A 15,467-nucleotide genomic window follows, 5' to 3' on the forward strand; every position below is an offset into this window, starting at 1 on the left:
GATGACCGATCTTCTGATTACCAATGCAAGACCCATGGGTGGCGCAGAGGCCGATATCCTGATCAAGGATGGCCGCATCGCTGAACTCGGCGCGAACATCGCGGCCGACGGCGTAACAGTCGAGGATGCGGGCGGCCGCATTGCCATTCCCGGTCTGGTCGATGCCCACACCCATCTTGACAAGTCGCTGTTGGGATATCCCTGGTACGTCAACACAGTCGGCCCGCGGTTGATCGACAAGATCGACAATGAGCGCGCGGTAAAGCGTGAATACGGTCTCGACGCCCATGTGCAATCCATGCGCCAGTCGTTGCAGTCTGTGGGATATGGCACGACTCTGATCCGCACCCATGTTGACATCGACACCGACCAGGGCTTGATCGCACTGGAAGGCGTGATGGAAACGCGGCGTCAGCTTTCGGGCGTGGTCGAAATTGAAATTGTCGCTTTCCCACAATCAGGACTGATGCGCAGACCCGGCACCGCCGAACTGCTGGACAAGGCCATGGAGATGGGTGCCGATCTGGTCGGCGGGCTTGATCCTTGCGGCATGGATCGTGATCCGAAAGGACATCTCGATACGATCTTCGCCATTGCTGAAAAACACGGAAAAGGCATCGATATCCATCTCCACGAAGGCGGAGAGCTGGGTGCATTCTCGATGGAGATGATCTTCGAGCGCATCCGCGCTATGGGCATGCAGGGTAAGGTCGCGGTCAGCCATGCCTTCTGCCTGGGCCTTCCGGATTGGAATGTCTCGCAAGCCCTGATCGACACCTGCGCAGAGCTGGATGTGCCTATTTTTACGACGGCACCGCCATCGCGTGAAGTCCCGTCGCTGAAACGTCTGCATGCTGCGGGTGTTCGCTTCGGTGCCGGGGTGGATGGCTTCCGCGATACGTGGGGGCCCTATGGCAATGGCGACATGCTGGAACGGGCCATGCTGCTGGGCATGAAAAACAACCTACGCCGCGATGATGAGCTTGCCATGGCTCTTGACGTCTGCACCACGGGAGGCGCTTTGGCGATGGACCGTTCCGCGCATGCACTTGAGGTGGGCGGTCGTGGTGACGTCGTGCTTGTCGAAGGTGAAAGCGTCGGCGAAGCCATCGTTACACACCAGCCGCGCAAACTCGCGGTCACCGCCGGTAATATCGTTGCACGCGACGGCGCAAGCCTGAGAGCACGGCCATGAGGAATGCTGACTGGTCCAAGCTCCCTCTCGGCAAACGTCCGGCCGGTCGCTGGGCGCTGGCCGCGCGTTACGTGATTGCCGACATGCCGGAAGGCAGGCGCCTGATAAACGGCGGCGAAGTGGTCATCGAGAACGATCGCATCATCTGGGTCGGGTCCCGTTTCGACGGCGAGCTGGCCGCGCGTTACGACATGGGCGAAGCCCTCATCGGCCCGGGCTTTGTCGATCTCGATGCGCTCTCCGATCTCGACACGACCGTGCTTGCAATGGACAACCAGCCCGGCTGGAAAAAGGGGCGCGTCTGGCCCTCCGAGTACGCCGCACGGGCCTATGAGATGTACACGCCAGAGGAACTGGCATTTCAGAAACGCTACGCTTTTGCTCAGTTGCTGCTGAACGGCATAACGTCGGCGCTACCCATCGCATCGCTTTTCTATCGCGCATGGGGTGAAACGGTCGCCGAATTCGAGGCTGCCGCCGTCGCGGCAGAAGAACTCGGCATCCGCGTCTGGCTTGGCCCGGCCTATCGCACAGGCGGCGTCATCCTCGATGAAGCGGGTGCCATGCAGCCGGTGTTTGACGAGGCACGCGGACTTCGCGAGCTTTCGGATGCTGCCGAATTTGCCAAAAGGGTTCACGGCACCGGCAAGGGCCTGATTTCTGGCATGTTCGCTCCCGACCGTGTCGAAACCTGCACGGAGGAGCTGCTGCGCCAGACATTTGCCTATGCCAATGATCTGGATCTGCCCGTACGTCTGCACATGGCGCAAGGCGAAATGGAACTGCAGACCGTCCAGCGGCTGCATGGCACCACCGCGCCGCAATGGCTTGATGGTCTCGGCTTACTCTCCTCGCGACTGATCGCACCGCATGCGACAGTGGCAACCGACGAAGATCTGCTGCGGTATGCGGCAAACGGCGTCACCGTCGCCCATTGTCCGCTTGTGTCTGCGCGGCACGGTTCCTCGCTCAAGTCCTTTTCCCTATTGAAAGCAAAAGGCATCCGCATCGGCCTGGGAACAGATACGGCCCCGCCCGACATGGTGTTGAACATGGCCGTTGGCATGATGGCAAACAGAATTGCTGAAGGACGCGGCGATGCCGGATCGGCAGCCGAGTTCTACGACGCTGCAACTCTGGCAGGGGCGGATGCCCTTCAGCGTCCCGACCTCGGACGCATTGCTGTTGACGCAAAGGCCGACATTGCCGTGTTCGACATGGCCGATCGGATGATCGCGCCGCGTATCGATCCCATCCAGACGCTTGTCTATGGCGCAACAGGTCGCGTCACCCGCGCGACAATCGTCGATGGCCGGATTTCCATGCGGGATGGACAGGTAGCCGGAATTGATCTCGTCGCCGCACGAGGTCAGGCACAGCAGCAATTTGACGGTCTGATCGCCCGTTATCCCGAGCGTACCTATGGCCATCCGCCGGTGGAGGACATCTTTCCACCCAGCTATGCTTCCCTCCAGAGTGAGGTGTCGTCATGAACTCAGCAGGTGCCTCCCCCGCTCTCGAGGTCAAAGGTCTGTCTGTCGAATTTCCAACCCGCAGTGGAGTTCTGACTGCGTTGTCGGATGTGTCCCTGACAATTGCGCAGGGCGAAATCCTCGGTGTGGTCGGGGAGTCGGGTGCTGGAAAGTCGATGACCGGCATGGCCGTTCTCGGTCTTCTCGAACCGCCCGGCCGCATCGCTTCCGGCGAAATCCATATCGGCGGCAAACGGACGGATAATCTGAACGATGACGAGATGGAAAACGTGCGAGGCCGGATGGTTGGTGCCATATTTCAGGACCCGCTGACCTCGCTCAATCCTTTGTTTTCAGTCGGTCAACAACTCATCGAAACCATCCGGCTGCATTCGGACCGCAACCGTGCGCAGGCGCGTCTTCATGGCATTCATCTGCTGCAACAGGTGGGTATTCCCGGTGCGGAAGAGCGCATCGACCATTATCCGCACCAGTTTTCCGGCGGCATGCGACAACGCGTCGTGATCGCCCTGGCACTTGCGGGAAATCCGCAACTCATCATCGCCGATGAGCCGACCACAGCGCTTGATGTTTCGATACAGGCGCAGATTACCAGCCTGCTGCGCAAGCTGTGCCGGGAGCAAGGTGCTGGCGTCATGCTGGTCACGCACGACATGGGCGTAATCGCAGAGACGGCCGACCGCGTAGCGGTGATGTATGCAGGCCGCATCATCGAGATCGGCACCGTTGAAGATGTCATAGCCCGCCCGAAACATCCCTATACGCGCGGCCTGATGGGCTCCATTCCCGCCCTTGGCGCACGTGTCGAGCACCTCACCCAGATCGACGGTTCCATGCCACGACTGAACGCCATTCCACCTGGCTGCGCCTTCAATCCACGCTGTCGTGCCGTCGGACCACGCTGTCTCAAAATCCGCCCGGCGCTGATACCCCAGGCACATGGTGCCGTAGCCTGCCTGCTTCATGACGGAGGTGTTGCATGAGAACTTCCAAGAACGCCCTTGAAGTCGACCAGCTAACGCGGGTCTTTGATGTGTCGACGCCGTGGCTGAACAGGATGATCGAGCGCAAGCCGAAACGCTATCTGCATGCCGTGCAGGATGTCACTTTCATCGTTCAGAAAGGCAAGTGCTTGGCACTTGTCGGCGAGTCCGGTTGCGGGAAATCCACTGTCGCACGGTTGGTGACGCGGCTCTACGCCCCGACCGAAGGCGCCATCGTCTTCGCACCGGCCGGCGACGGCAAGCCAATGGAAGCGCAGATGATCTTCCAGGACCCGCATGCAAGCCTCAATCCGCGCTGGCGCATCGGCGATATCATTGCCGAACCCATCCGCGAATTTGGCCTGCGCGACAGTCCGGAGGCAGTGACCGAGCGTGTGGCCGATCTGCTGAAGATCGTTGGCCTTTCACCCGATGATAGCAGGCGCTATCCGCATGAGTTTTCCGGTGGTCAAAGGCAGCGTATTTCGATTGCCCGTGCACTCGCCAGCGAGCCGGAATTCCTCGTCTGCGACGAACCGACATCGGCTCTCGATGTCTCCGTACAAGCGCAAATCCTCAATCTGATGCGCAAGCTTCAGGATGAGCTTGGGCTGACCTACCTGTTTATCAGTCACAATCTTGCCGTCGTGCGCCACATGGCAGATAGAATTGCCGTGATGTATCTTGGGCGGATCGTGGAAGAGGCTGAGACGGAAGCGCTATTTGCCAATCCGCAGCATCCCTACACAAAATTGCTGCTCCAGACGATCCCGGATGTGGCCTCCCCAAATCGCGACCGGGCGCTGATGGGTGGCGAACCGCCCAGTCCGCTTGATCCACCCAAAGGCTGTGCTTTCCACCCACGCTGTCCCTTTGCCGCCGATATTTGCAGCCGGGAGGCCCCGAAGTCACGCGAGCGCCAAGGCGGCGGTGTTGTCGCCTGCCATATGGCCTCGCTTTAGCAGTCGCCACCATTTCGACGTCGAAGACGTCATAAGTTGCATTAGGAGTTTCAATCACCATGACAAAGACTGTCTTCACCAATGCCAACCTGGCAGACGGCCTGCTGAGTGACATCAGCGTAGAGGGCGGACGGATCACATCGATCGAACCTGCCGGGTCGGATAACGCCTCTGCTTCCGTCATCGACATTGCCGGAGATATGCTTGTACCGGGATTTGTCGAAGGACATATCCATCTGGATACAAGCTTTTACGGCGACACATGGATACCGCATCGCCCCTGCACGAATGGCTTCGACGTGCATGAGCGCGTCGCATTCCAGGCGGAAAACATGGCTATCGCTGCGCCGATGGACAAACGAGCGCGCGACCAACTCGATCTTTGCATTGGCAATGGAACGCTGCACATGCGCAGCCACGTCATGGTGGATGGCTCCGTCGGCCTGAAATCGCTGGAGACCATTCTGGCAGTTCGTGAAGACTATAAGGATCTGATCGATATTCAGTTGGTCGCATTTCCCCAGAGCGGCATTCTGAAAAGTCCCGGCACACCGGAACTGCTGGATGAAGCAATCAAACTGGGTGCCGACCTGGTTGGCGGACTAGACCCGGCAAGCTTCGACCGCGATGTGAACGGCCATCTCGATGTCGTTTTCGGCGTGGCCGAAAAACATGGCGTAGACATCGACATCCATCTTCATGACGCAGGAAGCATGGGTGCGTTCACAATCGAGGAGATTTGCGCGCGAACAGTCGCGCTTGGAATGCAAGGTCATGTTGCAATCAGCCACGCCTATGGGCTTGGCGATCTTGCGCCGGACCCAGCCAGAAAAATTGCTGCGACCATTGCAAAGAGCGGCGTCTCGATCATGACAAACGCGCCCGGCAATCACAATTTCCCGCCCGTTGCCCTTTTGCGCAGCGAAGGCGTCACTGTTTTCAGCGGAAGCGACAACATTCGCGATTCCTGGTGGCCCTATGGCGACGGCGATATGCTGCACCGGGCCGAGATTATCGGCTATCGCTCCGGTTTCTATACCGATGTTGAACTAGAGATGGCATTTGACATCGTCACGGCTGAAGGCGCAACTGCTTTGCGATTGTCGGATTGGGGTCTTTCTGTTGGCGCAAAGGCTGACTTCGTTACTTTGGCGGCCACGTGCATTCCCGAAGCCGTCGTCGCTTTCCCCAAACGCCGCAACGTTTTCAAAAACGGCAAACTGGTGGCCAAGGATAACACGGTCCTCCGCTAATCGCGCCCCGTTGATGCCTTTGAGGATTGAATCCGGCGATTCAATCCTCCTCGCCTGCCGAACTGAGATGATCCCGAAATGTCGAGCCGGATTTGGTTCCGACTTGAAGGTCATCGGGGCATTTACGACCCGCCATCATATCTGTGGGGTTCGATTAAACCTAATATCCATCAAAGGTTCGAATGAGCAGGCTACGAAACGCGTCCATCCGCAGCTCTCGCGTTTGACCTGTCGGGCTCATGCCGCTGGTGAAACCATCTTTCAAAAAACGAGACATAAGCTGCGGATCATCCGTGATGATATGCGCCGGTACCGCTCTTGATGCGCCCGGCCCCGTTATGATGGACGCGGGCTGGTGATCGCCAAGAATGATGTAGGTGGCGCCACGTCCCTGCCGGGCGATGAAATCGCCCAGTGTTGCCAGAGAATAATCGATGGTCTGGATATACTGAGAGCGGACGCGGTCGGGATTGGCCCACACGACCGCGGGGGCATCCCCGCTGGTAGCCTGTTGATCGAAAGCCGATCCATCGCTTACCGCGTTCCAGTCGATGAGTTTGGGGACCGGCGTCCAGGGCGCATGGCTGGAAATGAGGGCTATTTCCGCCATAACGTTTTGGCCGCGCGCATGAGCAGGCTTTATAGCAAGGCGATCAAAGGCCGACAGGGTGTATTGATCTGGCATCGTGACCCAATTGAAGGGCTTGCCCTTATATTCCAAGCCTGACGCCGAAAGAACCTGATCATAGCCGAAATAGTCAGCCTCCGGCCAGTCCATGGTGATGGCGGGCATGACAGCCACGCTGTGCCAGCCCGCCTGTGAGAACAACCGGTTCAGGCTCGGTTGGCGGCTGATCATCAGCCGATCGTAGCGGGCCTGACTATCGACCCAAAGTCCTGACAACAAGGTGCCGTGGGCCAGCCAGCTTAGCCCACCAACCGTGGGAGAGGTAATCCAGCCGCTTGCGGAATGGAGGCCCGCCGCTGCGATCTGTTTATCCATTGCGAAGAATCTTGGTGACGTGACGCTGGCGTATTGAGGATCTTCGACAGCGGACCTTCCGTAGGATTCCACGAAGATGAGAATGACATCCTTGCCCTTCACCGCCTGGAAGAGGTTCTTTCCGTCGCGTGGGGCGATACCTGTCGCGAGCTCCCGTTCGAAAACCTGCATGTCCGCGACGGAACGCACGATGAGATTGAGCCGTGCGGAAAGATAAGTGGGCGTCGCTAAGGTGATCCTTTGCGCCCCGAGCAAGAGCAGCCCAACACCAGCGACCAAGATGGCCGCAAAGGCTCCCAGCAGCAGGTGCCTCAGGCGTCCCTTTGACTGCGCCATCCACTTCAGTGACTTGAGGAATACCGTTGCCACCAGAAGAACGATGAGGATGCCACCGACCAGCGCGGCAACGGCTGCCGGGGTGCCGATAGTGCCGGATATCAGGTTCCAGCCATCCATCAGCATTTTCAGGTCGAGATAGGGATTGAACTGCCGCTGAAACGCGCTTTGCACGCCGATATCGGCGGTCTTCAGAAACAGAACGAGAAAGACGATGAAGCCGCAGACAAAGATGGTGACGCGCCTCAGCCATCCCTGTGTGACCAACGCCAAGAGAGCCATAAGTGGCCATTCCAATGGTAGCCGGGCAAAATTGCTTGCGCCGAGTGCATCGGGGTGGTCAGGCAGCGTGAAGGCGAGGAAAGCAGTAACAGAGAATAGCGCTGCACCGATGACCGCTTTCAAGTTAATGTGTTCACGAGCTGATACGATGTTGCCCATTACTTCAATCCGCTTTCCGATACGGCTCGTATAGGCCTGCTGGAAAAACAACCATCATACAAAGGCCGCCGCGCTTGAACAAACTGCGAATAGTTGCATCCGTCGTCACGCTGGCCGTTCTTGCTGTGATCATCCTTCGCACCGATTTGGCGGCGCTTAACCAGTCGCTTGCGCGCATTTCGTGGGGCGCTATCATCGGATGTCTTGTGCTGGTGCAGGTGCAGATCGTTCTTTCGGCATTGCGGTGGCGCTTCACGTCCGCTCGTCTGGGCCAAAATATTGGGCGGTTCAAGGCGATCAGGGAATATTATGTTGCGAGCTTTCTCAACCAAACTCTGCCCGGCGGCGTGGGCGGCGATGCCGTTAGAGCCTGGAGGATGCGCAGTGACGAGCCGGGCGGCTGGAAGCAACCGGCCAAGGCGGTGGTCTTCGAAAGACTGTCTGGGCAGATTGCGTTTTTTGCTTTGGCAGCGACCGGCCTCGCCATCTGGCCATTCATCACCCGCGACGATTTGAGCCATCAGATGCGCTATATCCTCATCATCGCGATTACGGTGAGTGTCATCACCATAATTGCCGTGTTGCTGAAAAAGCGGAGTGGCGCAGCCATAAGCACGCTCAATGGGGAGTTTATGGAGGTTTTTGTCCGGCGAAAGGCCTGGCTTTTTCAAGCCGTCACCAGCGTCGGTATTCTTGCAAGCTATATTGGCGTGTTCTTCATCGCGGCGCAGGCCACGGGGTCGCAGCTGCCCTGGGTCGCGTGTCTGACGGTCATTCCCTTCTCTCTCGTTGCGATGCTCATTCCAACCGGCTTTGGTGGCTGGGGCACCCGCGAGGCTGCGGCGATGGCGCTTTGGCCCATGCTGGGAGCATCGTCCGTTGACGGCATTGCCGCCAGCATCATCTATGGGTGGCTCTCGCTTGCGGGAGCAGCGCCAGGCATCGTGTTCCTCGCCGCAGTGGATTTCCGAAAGCGGCCAAGCGACGCGTGAGGGCGATCTCACGTTCGCTTAACCTTGGCATAGATATCGCCGGACGGTGTAACTTGCGCGATGGACTGCAACGCCTCCAACATCTCGGCGCCTGTCTTCCAGTCTGGAGACACGAAGCGGTGCGTTTCTCCCTCGACGCGGTTGAAACGATAATCGGAGAGCGCCTGCAGCAACCCGGTGGCTTGAGACGCGACTGACGGCATGGCGGGGATATATTCGAAAGCGTCGAGATCGATCGGCTTGGTGAGACCAGATAGCACTTCGGCTTCTGCTCCCTCCACATCGATCTTGCAGAAGCTGGGCAAGCCAATGTCTTGATCAAATCATCCATCGTCACCATCGGCACGGTAACTTTCTTGTCCCAGTCGACATGGGCAAAGCCCGCGCTTTGTTTGACAGTATCCACGAAGCTGCTGGAGACACTGGTGACTGTTGGGTGGCGGCTTGAGATCAATAGCTCGACCTGCCCCTGTGCGCGACCGACGGCGACAGGCTCAAAGCCTTCAAGCTCGTCCCCAAAACGCTTTTCGACAAAATCCGCAAACATCGGCTGAGGCTCGATAGCAACGACTTTCGCACCAATATCCAGCAACGTCCGCGTTCGGCTGCCCACATGCGCGCCGATATCGAAGGCAAGATCACCAGGCGCGACAAGACGCCGATAAAAACGTTTCAGCGCATAACGCCGCCATGGCTGCCCGTAGTAGACGACGAGCGAACGCGCCAGCCCTAGTTAAGGCGACAGGCTGGAGGCGATTGTCATGCCCTCACGCGCTGACGCACGAGATAGACGACGTCGATGGCAAAGGAAACGACCAGCATCGCGAGTGCGACCGCTGCCAGATAGGCTGACATCGGGACCGTAATGGCTGGAACCAGAATCAGGCAAAGGGTGACAACCTGCACCACGCAAATGAACTTGCGTCGCAGCGACGGGGGCAAGTCGGCGCTGAGTAATGGTGCAGCCCAGCCTGCGGCGACAAAGATATATCGCATCAGACCTATCATGAGCACCCAGGCACCGGCCTTATCCATCATCGCCGCAGCGACCGAAAGCACCAGAATGAGGAGAGCATCAACTTCCATATCAAAGCGCGCGCCAAGCTCGGACTCCTGGCGATACCGCCGCGCGAGATAGCCATCGATCCCATCCAGAGCCAGCGCAAAAACCACGACCCCGACCAGTACCCAGAGAACGGTGTCGGTCTTGTGCAGACTTTCAAAACACAGAACCGTCGCACCTGTCAGGCTGACAAGCGATGCCCGGAACGCCGTGACCATGTTGGCATAGCCAAACCGTCGGTGCGGATAACCTGGAAGAAGATACACGACAAAACCAAAGATGATCGACAGTGAAAGCACAGCAGCGGCCACGAAATCCCAACCAAGAGACATCTCCGTGCGGAGCAAAAGAGCAACAATAACTGTACCCAACATCAGGCAGGCAAGATGCGACAAGGTATTGTGAACGAGGGGCTTTCGCCCCCTGCGATCATTGGGCACTTCGCCGTGGATCAGAGCCATTCATTCCTCCCGATCAGCGCACTCACTCGGCTGCCACCAAAGTCTTGATATCCATGAGATGCCCGGCCCGAAGAGTTTTGGTGCGGAGGTAGTTCTGATTTTCTGCCGTCACTGTTCCTGTCACCGCAGCACGTGCATCGACCTCGATACCACCTGCTCTCAAAGCACTGATCTTTGTCGGATTGTTGGTATAGACAGCCACCTTTGATATATTCATGTGCCGCAGCATGGCAACCGCTGCCTCATACCGGCGGTGGTCCTCTGCGAGGCCAAGCTCAGCGTCCGCATCGATCGTGTCGAGACCCAGATGCTGATAACCGTAGGCTCGCATTTTCGCACCGATACCGGTTCCGCGTCCTTCCTGATCGAGATAGAGCAGCACGCCGCCACCCGGCTGCTTCAAAAGGGCCAAGCCGTTGCGTAGCTGATCGCCGCAGTCGCATTTAAGCGAGCCGCAGAGGTCACCGGTGATGCACGAGGAATGGATGCGAATGGGCACGGTGCGCGAGACATTCGGTTTTCCGACGACAATTGCGACCTGATCCTTCTGCGCAAGTCCACCCCGGAAAACGACAAAGTCGCAGTCGCCCAAATCCTTGAGAGGGACGCGTGTGCGAACGACCTTTTCAAACCTCTGGCGCGCAGCGTCTGCACCGTTGAGCCGAGAGGCCGACAGCTGGCAACATCCCGCAAATCTCTCGTGAGAAGCCGAGACGTCTGCGAGAACCATTGCCGGCAGAAGCAACGCGATCCGCGCCAATTCAGCCGTTTGCGATGCAAGTTCGTCGGCTTCCACCCACTTCGTAGGACCAGCAGCCCCCAAAACATAGGACAGCGCAGAAGCTTGGTCGAAATCCACACCGGACAGTGGCGTCAAGATATCCGCGTTTCCAATGATGCCGAAACGGCTGGCACGCGGGGCGGTGAGCAACAGGGAATGGCTGCGATCCGTCGCTATGGCAAACTGATCGTACAAAGAGGGCGCAACGGCATCCAGCGCCATAACGGCCAATTTTCGTGGGCCGGATGTCAGAACGATGGGGCGACCGAAACGTAGCTCGGAAACAGCGCGCTCGACTTCGATCTCAGGCGTGGTGAACTGAAAAGCGTGCTGACTGATAGGCGACATATGACATTCTCTCCCTAGCGTTATTGTTTTTTACGGAGAAGATCGTGAGTGGATTTCTCGCGGGACTGAAATTTATTTTGGCAACCTGCACGGAACAAAACGCGCGTCTCGGCAATACGCTCCATTGAACAAGCATTTAATGGGATCACCCTTTTGGCATCTCCTACCATCACTGCAGACCCGCATCAAAAGGCGACGTGCCGAGCACTCTGGATCGAAAAAGCAAATCATTGCGTCGTTAGGGAAAGTGCCGTCGAATCCATCAACGGCGATGAGGTATTCGTCCGCACCCTCTACAGCGGCATCAGTCGGGGCACGGAATCTCTTGTCTTCAAGGGTGCCGTGCCGCAAGCTGAGTTTGACCGGATGCGCGGGCCTCATATGGAAGGCGATTTCTCGTTCCCGGTGAAATATGGCTATTCTGCTGTGGGCACAGTGGAGGCCGGGCCGGAGGAGCTTGTCGGTAAGACCGTCTTTTGCCTTCACCCTCACCAGAATTTCTTCGTCACGACGAAAGATATGATTTCCGTGCTGCCGGACAATCTTCCACCCGCACGAGCAGTGCTGGCCGCCAATATGGAAACCGCGCTCAACATTGTCTGGGATGCCCGTATTCAACCCGGTGACCGCGTCGCGGTCTTTGGCGGCGGCGTCGTCGGGACCTTGATCGCCAACCTTTCGGGCCGCATTCCCGGCACAGAGACGGTTCTGATTGATATCAATGCTAAGCGCAGCGCTCATGCACAAGCGATGGGCATCCGCTTCGTCGAGGCCAGCGGTCTCGAAGGTGATTTTGACGTGCTTATCAACGCTTCGGCATCTGATGCGGCTTTGGCAGATGCCATCCAGCATGCAGGAGTAGAGGCGCGGATCGTGGAGGCGAGCTGGTACGGCGACAAGTCCGTGACGATCCCGCTGGGTGGCACGTTTCACTCCAAGCGACTATCGCTCATCAGTTCGCAAGTCGGCTCAATTCCCGCATCGAGAAAGGCCCGCTGGACGTTTTCGCGAAGGATGGCGAAGGCGCTTGAACTGCTTCACGACGACCGTGTCGATCACCTGATTTCCGGCGAGACAGCCTTTACTGATCTGGCCATCGATTATCCACGTATCCTGTCATCGCAGGACACGCTTTGCCACCGCATCGTTTACGAATGAAAGAGAGACCATGTTCGCAGTCGAAGTTCGAGATCACATCATGATAGCCCACAGCCTTCCAAGGCCGGTTTTCGGCCCGGCTCAGGGCATGCATGGCGCAACCTTTGTGGTGGACGCGGCATTTTTCACCAAGGACGTCGATGAAGACGGTCTGGCGGTCGACATCGGGGCGGCAACGACTGTTCTTTCCGATGTCCTAAAGCCGTTGAACTACCAGAATCTCGATGAACTCGATGTCTTCAAAGGCAGAGTCAGCACGACTGAGGTCATCGCAAAACATATTTTTGATGCGCTTGCGGCTGCGATCACGGCAAAGCGTCTCGGCCCCGGCAGTCATCGGATTTCTCGCCTGAAAGTGACGTTGCATGAATCGCACGCAGCCCGTGGCTGGTACGAGGCGGATCTTTGAAACCACACCTCACCTTTGCCTATCCGGGAAATCTTGAACTGAAGACCGGCGGATATGGTTATGACAGGGAAGTCATAAAGGGTCTGCGCAACCTCGGTTGGAATGTCGACCATCTAGCGCTCGGTGAGGGCTTTCCCTCACCCAGCACTCTGACGCTGCAGGAGGCGGAGAGACGGCTTTCTACGCTCGAACACAACAGTCTCGTGATGATCGATGGGCTTGCCTTCGGCGTCATGGACGAATGGGCCGAGCGTGAGGCACAACGCCTCAGTATCATTGCACTGGTTCATCATCCTCTCGCACTTGAAACCGGGTTGAGTGAAGAACAGCAGGCACCGCTTCGGCAAAGCGAAGAGACGGCGTTGGCCGCTACGCGCCATGTTATCGTGACGTCTCCCATGACGGCCCGAGAGCTGGTCGAAAATTTCGCGGTCCGACCTGAGAAAATCAGCGTGGCCGTTCCCGGAACGGCAAAGCCCTCTGCAACAAACAGGTTGCCGAACAAAATCCCGCAAATCCTCTCAGTTGGATCTCTTACGCAGCGCAAGGGACACGATATTCTGATCGCCGCGCTGAAAAAACTCGCTCATCTTGATTGGCAGGCAACGATTATCGGAAGCAGGAATTTGGACCCGACCGTTGCGCAGGCTCTCGCCGATCAGATTGAAAAGGAGCAGCTTTCGGATCGCATCATCCTCACCGGGGAATCCGATGATGTAGCGGCGGCCTATGGGCATGCTGATATTTTTGCGCTGGCCAGCCGCTACGAGGGTTACGGCATGGTCTTCGCAGAAGCTCTGTCTCACGGACTGCCGATTGTTGCCTGTGCAGCAGGTGCGGTGCCGGATGTCGTTCCCGAAGATGCAGGTTTTTTGGTGCCCGTCGATGATGTGGACGCAACTGCGACTGCGCTTCAAGCTCTGCTAACCGATCCGCACGAGCGGGAGCGCCGTGCACAGGCAGCAGCCCGCGCCGGTACCCTGCTGCCAAGCTGGGCAGATACATCAGAGATCATTTCCAACAGATTGAAAGAATTGCTATGAGCGGCTTTGACAAGGACTGGTTGAGACTTCGAGAGCCTGCCGACCGAAACGCACGATCAGTTTCTCTGCTGGACACATTCACGCAATATCTGAGCATGCGTCCCCAGCCGCAGACCATCATGGACATAGGATGCGGCACAGGATCGACCTATCGCTCGCTTTCGCCTTTGGTGCCCGGAGCAACCTGGAAGCTTCTGGACTATGAAGTGGCTCTTCTGGACGAGGCACAGCGCCAGATCGGCGCTGCAGAGAGCGTCGAGCTCCACCGTCAGGATCTAAACCATCTTGAGGAGACGCTGCTGGATGGCGTCGATATCGTAACGGCATCAGCTCTTTTCGACCTCTGCTCGGCTGAATTCTGCAACCTGTTCGTAGAAAAGCTCGCCGCTCGCAAGATCGGGCTTTATGCGGCGCTGAATTATGATGGAAAGATGGAGTGGACCGTTCCTCATCCATTGGACGGACAGATCGTGGAAGACTTCAACCAACATCAGCGCTCTGACAAAGGCTTCGGACCGGCGCTTGGGCCGGATGCATCAGATCATCTCTCTACGTTGTGCAGAGCTCAGGGCTTTTCGGTAAAAACCGCTGAGAGCCCATGGCAGCTTGGTCCCGACATGGCCCAGTTGCAAACGGATTTTCTGGCGGGGCTTCAGCGCCCGATCCATGAAATTGGAAACACGGACGATGATGCTTTTAATGAGTGGCTCGAATTTCGCTTGTCACACACTGACGTAGAGGGCAGCGTCTGTATCGTCGGCCATACGGATTTCCTGGCTGTTCCGCATGACTGAGGGTTTTTCGGTCTTCAAGCGACAGTCGAACAGCACATCACTCCCAAGCGCGTAAATATCAGCGGTGGGGCGGTGCGCGTTACAGAGTTCGGCAATCGGCGGCAAGGAAATGCCACACGGACCCGAGCCAATGATCAGTGGCGATATGGCGACGTGGAGCCGATCGACAAGGTTCGCGTCGATGAAGCGGGCGATTGTCCTTGCCCCACCTTCGACGAGTATCCGCTTCAGGCCCCGATCCGCGAGGTGCTCAAGAATGTGACGAGGATCTAGCCCGGCAGGCCCGCGCATAAGCCCTATCACGTCGGCACCGTGCATCGCGTCTGGTGCATCATGCCCCTGAATGACGATCACCGGAGCGCCACCATCGTGAAAAAGTCCCTCATTGCCGGTCAATTCGCCGCGACAATCGATCACGACGCGCGTTGGGCTGGGACCTTTCACTTCGCGAACCGAAAGGCGCGGATTATCATTCTGGACAGTACCGATACCCACAATCACCGCATCGACCAGAGCGCGGCAGCGGTGAAGATGGGCAAGGCCATCCGGCCCGGATATGTCACGCGCGTCTCCGCTTGGCGTCGCGACGCGACCATCCAGTGACTGCCCCACTTGCGCCAGAACGAAACCTTGACGTGCCGAGGCAATAGGGCCGTAAAGCGTCAAAGCAGCATCGGCCTCCGCTCTTTTCATGACATCTTTCCCATCGCGGATGGTGAGGAGCCGTGTCCAGAGCCTGTCAGTCATATGAA

The 15,467-nt window shown here is 57.8% G+C and carries 15 protein-coding genes and 1 pseudogene; 10 read left to right on the top strand and 6 right to left on the bottom strand.

The window, feature by feature from the left end; translation table 11 throughout:
• Position 1 precedes the first annotated feature (1 nt).
• Genes ABUK73_RS12540 through ABUK73_RS12560 form a run of 5 tightly spaced genes read left to right on the top strand, consistent with a single transcriptional unit; the run spans position 2 to position 5,886 of the window.
• Positions 2-1,195 (top strand): amidohydrolase family protein, encoded by a 1,194-nt coding sequence (locus ABUK73_RS12540; protein WP_353577566.1) that lies wholly within the window; start codon positions 2-4, stop codon positions 1,193-1,195.
• Positions 1,192-2,688: an amidohydrolase family protein gene (locus ABUK73_RS12545; protein WP_353577567.1), complete on the top strand. Its 1,497-nt coding sequence runs from the start codon at positions 1,192-1,194 to the stop codon at positions 2,686-2,688. The genes ABUK73_RS12540 and ABUK73_RS12545 overlap by 4 nt, the downstream gene beginning before the upstream one ends.
• On the top strand, positions 2,685-3,671 hold the full coding sequence (locus tag ABUK73_RS12550; RefSeq protein WP_353577568.1) for an ABC transporter ATP-binding protein: 987 nt from the start codon (positions 2,685-2,687) through the stop codon (positions 3,669-3,671). The genes ABUK73_RS12545 and ABUK73_RS12550 overlap by 4 nt, the downstream gene beginning before the upstream one ends.
• Positions 3,668-4,633, top strand: coding sequence for an ABC transporter ATP-binding protein (locus ABUK73_RS12555; protein ID WP_353577569.1), 966 nt, complete (start codon positions 3,668-3,670; stop codon positions 4,631-4,633). Before ABUK73_RS12550 ends, ABUK73_RS12555 begins: the two co-directional genes overlap by 4 nt.
• A 59-nt stretch (positions 4,634-4,692) precedes the next feature.
• A complete protein-coding gene (locus ABUK73_RS12560; RefSeq protein ID WP_353577570.1) occupies positions 4,693-5,886 on the top strand; it encodes an amidohydrolase family protein in 1,194 nt (397 codons plus the stop codon).
• A 160-nt stretch (positions 5,887-6,046) separates the two neighbouring features.
• On the opposite strand, the gene ABUK73_RS12565 is transcribed toward ABUK73_RS12560, so the two are convergent.
• A complete protein-coding gene (locus tag ABUK73_RS12565; protein WP_353577571.1) occupies positions 6,047-7,630 on the bottom strand; it encodes an LTA synthase family protein in 1,584 nt (527 codons plus the stop codon).
• Positions 7,631-7,740: 110 nt separating this feature from the next.
• On the opposite strand from ABUK73_RS12565, the gene ABUK73_RS12570 reads away from it, so the two are divergent.
• Positions 7,741-8,658, top strand: a complete 918-nt coding sequence (locus ABUK73_RS12570) for a lysylphosphatidylglycerol synthase transmembrane domain-containing protein (protein WP_353577572.1) — start codon at positions 7,741-7,743, stop codon at positions 8,656-8,658.
• Positions 8,659-8,666: 8 nt separating this feature from the next.
• On the opposite strand, the gene ABUK73_RS12575 is transcribed toward ABUK73_RS12570, so the two are convergent.
• The 4 genes and pseudogenes from ABUK73_RS12575 to ribA all read right to left on the bottom strand — a co-directional run bounded on the left by ABUK73_RS12575 (position 8,667) and on the right by ribA (position 11,311).
• Entirely contained in the window at positions 8,667-8,963 is a 297-nt protein-coding gene (locus tag ABUK73_RS12575; protein ID WP_353577573.1) for a class I SAM-dependent methyltransferase, read from the bottom strand.
• A gap of 65 nt (positions 8,964-9,028) precedes the next feature.
• A pseudogene (locus ABUK73_RS12580) lies at positions 9,029-9,271 on the bottom strand (FkbM family methyltransferase); the annotation flags it as partial.
• Between the two features lie 146 nt (positions 9,272-9,417).
• Entirely contained in the window at positions 9,418-10,182 is a 765-nt protein-coding gene (locus tag ABUK73_RS12585; protein WP_353577574.1) for a CDP-alcohol phosphatidyltransferase family protein, read from the bottom strand.
• A gap of 22 nt (positions 10,183-10,204) precedes the next feature.
• Entirely contained in the window at positions 10,205-11,311 is a 1,107-nt protein-coding gene (gene ribA, locus ABUK73_RS12590; RefSeq protein ID WP_353577575.1) for a GTP cyclohydrolase II RibA, read from the bottom strand.
• 153 nt (positions 11,312-11,464) lie between these two features.
• Between ribA and ABUK73_RS12595 the strand changes: the two genes are divergently transcribed.
• From ABUK73_RS12595 to ABUK73_RS12610, 4 genes are read left to right on the top strand one after another with little or no spacing between them, the layout of a single operon-like run.
• Positions 11,465-12,469, top strand: a complete 1,005-nt coding sequence (locus tag ABUK73_RS12595; protein WP_353577576.1) for a zinc-dependent alcohol dehydrogenase — start codon at positions 11,465-11,467, stop codon at positions 12,467-12,469.
• 10 nt (positions 12,470-12,479) lie between these two features.
• Positions 12,480-12,878 (top strand): 6-pyruvoyl trahydropterin synthase family protein, encoded by a 399-nt coding sequence (locus ABUK73_RS12600; RefSeq protein ID WP_353577577.1) that lies wholly within the window; start codon positions 12,480-12,482, stop codon positions 12,876-12,878.
• A complete protein-coding gene (locus ABUK73_RS12605; RefSeq protein WP_353577578.1) occupies positions 12,875-13,921 on the top strand; it encodes a glycosyltransferase family 4 protein in 1,047 nt (348 codons plus the stop codon). Before ABUK73_RS12600 ends, ABUK73_RS12605 begins: the two co-directional genes overlap by 4 nt.
• On the top strand, positions 13,918-14,715 hold the full coding sequence (locus ABUK73_RS12610) for a class I SAM-dependent methyltransferase (RefSeq protein WP_353577579.1): 798 nt from the start codon (positions 13,918-13,920) through the stop codon (positions 14,713-14,715). Before ABUK73_RS12605 ends, ABUK73_RS12610 begins: the two co-directional genes overlap by 4 nt.
• On the opposite strand, the gene ABUK73_RS12615 is transcribed toward ABUK73_RS12610, so the two are convergent.
• The gene (locus ABUK73_RS12615) at positions 14,644-15,408 is read right to left on the bottom strand and encodes a RibD family protein (RefSeq protein ID WP_353577580.1); all 765 of its coding nucleotides are present in this window, start codon (positions 15,406-15,408) and stop codon (positions 14,644-14,646) included. The genes ABUK73_RS12610 and ABUK73_RS12615 overlap by 72 nt on opposite strands.
• Between the last annotated feature and the right edge of the window lie 59 nt (positions 15,409-15,467).

Origin of the sequence: Agrobacterium vacciniicorymbosi (genome assembly GCF_040427045.1) — a bacterium.
In the GTDB taxonomy this organism is placed as follows: domain Bacteria; phylum Pseudomonadota; class Alphaproteobacteria; order Rhizobiales; family Rhizobiaceae; genus Agrobacterium.